This is a genomic window from Hyphomicrobium sp., assembly GCF_020852195.1.
Taxonomy (GTDB): domain Bacteria; phylum Pseudomonadota; class Alphaproteobacteria; order Rhizobiales; family Hyphomicrobiaceae; genus Hyphomicrobium_C.
Genome location: NZ_JADZBI010000059.1, coordinates 1 through 2792, shown reverse-complemented (window position 1 = coordinate 2792; position 2792 = coordinate 1). Strand labels below are relative to the sequence as shown.

Annotated in this window: 2 protein-coding genes and 1 pseudogene; 2 read left to right on the top strand and 1 reads right to left on the bottom strand. The window is 68.5% G+C overall.

Features of this window, described 5'->3' with window-relative positions; translation table 11 throughout:
• Together IT540_RS04545 and IT540_RS04540 are read left to right on the top strand one after the other, a co-directional pair.
• A pseudogene (locus IT540_RS04545) lies at positions 1-270 on the top strand (endonuclease III); the annotation flags it as partial.
• A 101-nt stretch (positions 271-371) separates the two neighbouring features.
• Positions 372-2240, top strand: a complete 1869-nt coding sequence (locus tag IT540_RS04540) for an EAL domain-containing protein (RefSeq protein ID WP_291173908.1) — start codon at positions 372-374, stop codon at positions 2238-2240.
• 18 nt (positions 2241-2258) lie between these two features.
• Here IT540_RS04540 and IT540_RS04535 read toward each other — a convergent pair.
• Positions 2259-2792 (bottom strand): HisA/HisF-related TIM barrel protein (locus IT540_RS04535; protein ID WP_291173905.1); only part of this gene is annotated, 534 nt, incomplete at its 5' end.

Here is a 2792-nt window from a genome sequence, read left to right as displayed (position 1 = left end):
GCCAACGTGGTCATGAACATCGCCTTCGGCCATGCGACGATGGCCGTCGACACGCACGTGCTGCGGGTGTCGAACCGCATCGGGCTTTCGGCGGGCAAGACGCCGCTCCAGGTCGAGGCCGACCTCCTGAGCAAGGTGCCGCCGGAGTACGGTCTCCATGCGCACCACTGGCTGATCCTGCATGGGCGCTACGTGTGCCGCGCCCGCAAGCCGGCCTGCCCGGCCTGCCTCATCCGCGACATCTGCCGGTTTCCCGACAAGACGCCGTGATGCGCCGCTCACGCGGCATGTTGGCGGCCTGGCGTTAGTCATTTGCAAACCATGATGCCCCGGGGACCGTCTGCCGCCGGAATGTACGTTAGTCCTTAACGATGCTGCTCTATGACTGGGGCAAACCGCATTTTGCCTTTCTCGACATGGAGCGTACGCCCAAGATGGGACGTCCTGCCGCTCACGACGACGCCTTCGCCGCGCCTCCCGACGCGCACGCCGGCCCCGTCGACACCGAAACGCTCGCTGCGCACGCGCAAAAGCTGAGCCAGCTCAACGCGTGGTTCGAGATCGCGCTCAACAACATGGCGCGCGGGCTCTCGATGTTCGATGCCGAGCGCCGCTTGATCGTCTGCAACGCGCTCTATCGCGAGATCTACGGGCTGCCGGAGGAGCTGACGCTTCCCGGGACGCCGTTCTCGCGCATTCTCGCCTATCACGCCGCCAACGAAGGCGCCGCCAACACCATCGAGGAGCTCCGCCGCCAGCAGCTCTGGATCGAGCACCATGCGCAGGAGCTGACGCACGGCCGCACGTTCACCCATACGCAGTATCTCAAGAACGGTCGCGTGATCCTTGTCACCAACCAGCCGCTCGCCGACGGCGGCTGGGTCGACATCCAGGAGGACATCACGGAGCGGACGCTCGCCGACGAGCGCATCGGCTGGCTGGCGCGGCACTGCCCGCTGACGGAGATCGCCAACCGCTTCCACATCTGCGAGAAGCTGCAGACCGAAATCGACCGGCTGAAGCCCGGCGGATGCCTCGCCGTGCACATCGTCGACCTGGATCACTTCAAGCACGTCAACGACACGCTGGGACACGCAGCGGGCGACGCGGTGCTCAAGGCCGTTGCCAAGCGCATCTCGGCCATCGTGCGCGACACCGACTTCGTGGGGCGCCTCGGCGGCGACGAGTTCGCCATCGTGCAGACCGACATCACGAGCCCCGAGCAGGCGGCGGGCCTGGCGCGCCGGCTCGTGGCGACGCTGAACGCGCCCTACCGCGTTCTGGGCTCGAGCGCCGGCATCGGCGCCAGCATCGGCATCGCGGTGGCGCCCGAGCACGGCCTCTCCGCCGATGCGCTGCTGCGCAAAGCCGACATGGCGCTCTCCCGCGTGAAGGGCTGCGGACGGGGAAGCTCGTGCATCTACCGGCCGGACGACGAGGCGATGGCCAGCGAGCGTGTCGTCATCGAGGGCGACCTCAGGGCCGCCATCGAGCGGCGCCAGCTCGCCCTCGTCTACCAGCCGATCCTCGATGTCGAGGCGGGCGTCGTCACGGGATGCGAGGCGCTGCTGCGCTGGCACCATCCCACGCTCGGATCGATCTCGCCCTCCACCTTCGTGCCGATCGCGGAGCGGAGCGGGTCGATCCTCGAAATCGGCGCGTGGGTGCTGCATCGCGCCTGCCACGATGCCGTCGGCTGGTCCGCACCGATCAACGTCGCGGTCAACTTCTCGGCCGTGCAGTTCGCCCACGGCGACCTCGCGGCCCTGGTGGCGCATGAGCTCGTTTCCTCCGGGCTCGATCCCGCCCGGCTTGAGATCGAGATCAGCGAGGCGGCGCTGCTGCGGGCAGATCCGCGCACGTTCGAGGCCATGGAGAAGCTGAGGGCCCTTGGCGTCCGCCTCGTGCTCGACGATTTCGGGACGGGCTTCGCCTGCCTCGACTATCTGCGCACCTTCATCTTCGACAAGATCAAGATCGACCGCGCCTTCATCGGCGGCATGGCGGAGCGGCGGGATTCGATGGCCATCGTCGGGGCCGCGGCAGGGCTGGCCAAGGCGCTCGACATCGGCCCGGTGGCCGAGGGCATCGAGGGCCTGGCGCAGCTCAACGGCGTCCGCGAGACGGGTTGCCGGCAGGTGCAGGGCTTCTACTTCTGCCGCCCCGTGCCGAGCGACGAGGTCGAGGCGGCGGTTGCCCAATGCCTCGCCAAGCTCGAGGCCGATACCGCGGCCGCGTAAAGGCGCCGGCCGCGAGGCTCAGCGGGCGCCGGGATCGGAGCGCACGGCGATGCCGGCTTCGGCCATGTGGCGCTTGGCTTCGCCGATCGTATAGGTGCCGAAGTGGAAGATGGAGGCGGCGAGCACGGCGCTCGCGTGGCCTTCCTTGACGCCGTCGACGAGGTGGTCGAGCGAGCCGACGCCGCCTGAGGCGATGACGGGGACGGGGACCGCATCCGATACGGCGCGGGTCAGCGCAATATCGAAGCCGGCTTTCGTGCCGTCGCGGTCCATCGAGGTGAGCAGGATCTCGCCGGCGCCGAGGGCCACGACCTCGCGGGCGAACGCAATCGCGTCGATGCCGGTCGGCTTGCGGCCGCCGTGGGTGAAGATCTCCCAGCGCGGCGGCTCGCCCTCGCCGGACACGCGCTTGGCGTCGATGGCGACGACGATGCACTGGGCGCCGAACTTCTCCGAGGCTTCCTTGACGAACTGCCGGTTGGTGACGGCCGCCGTGTTGATCGAGACCTTGTCGGCGCCTGCTTCGAGCAGCTTGCGGATGTCGTCCAGCGT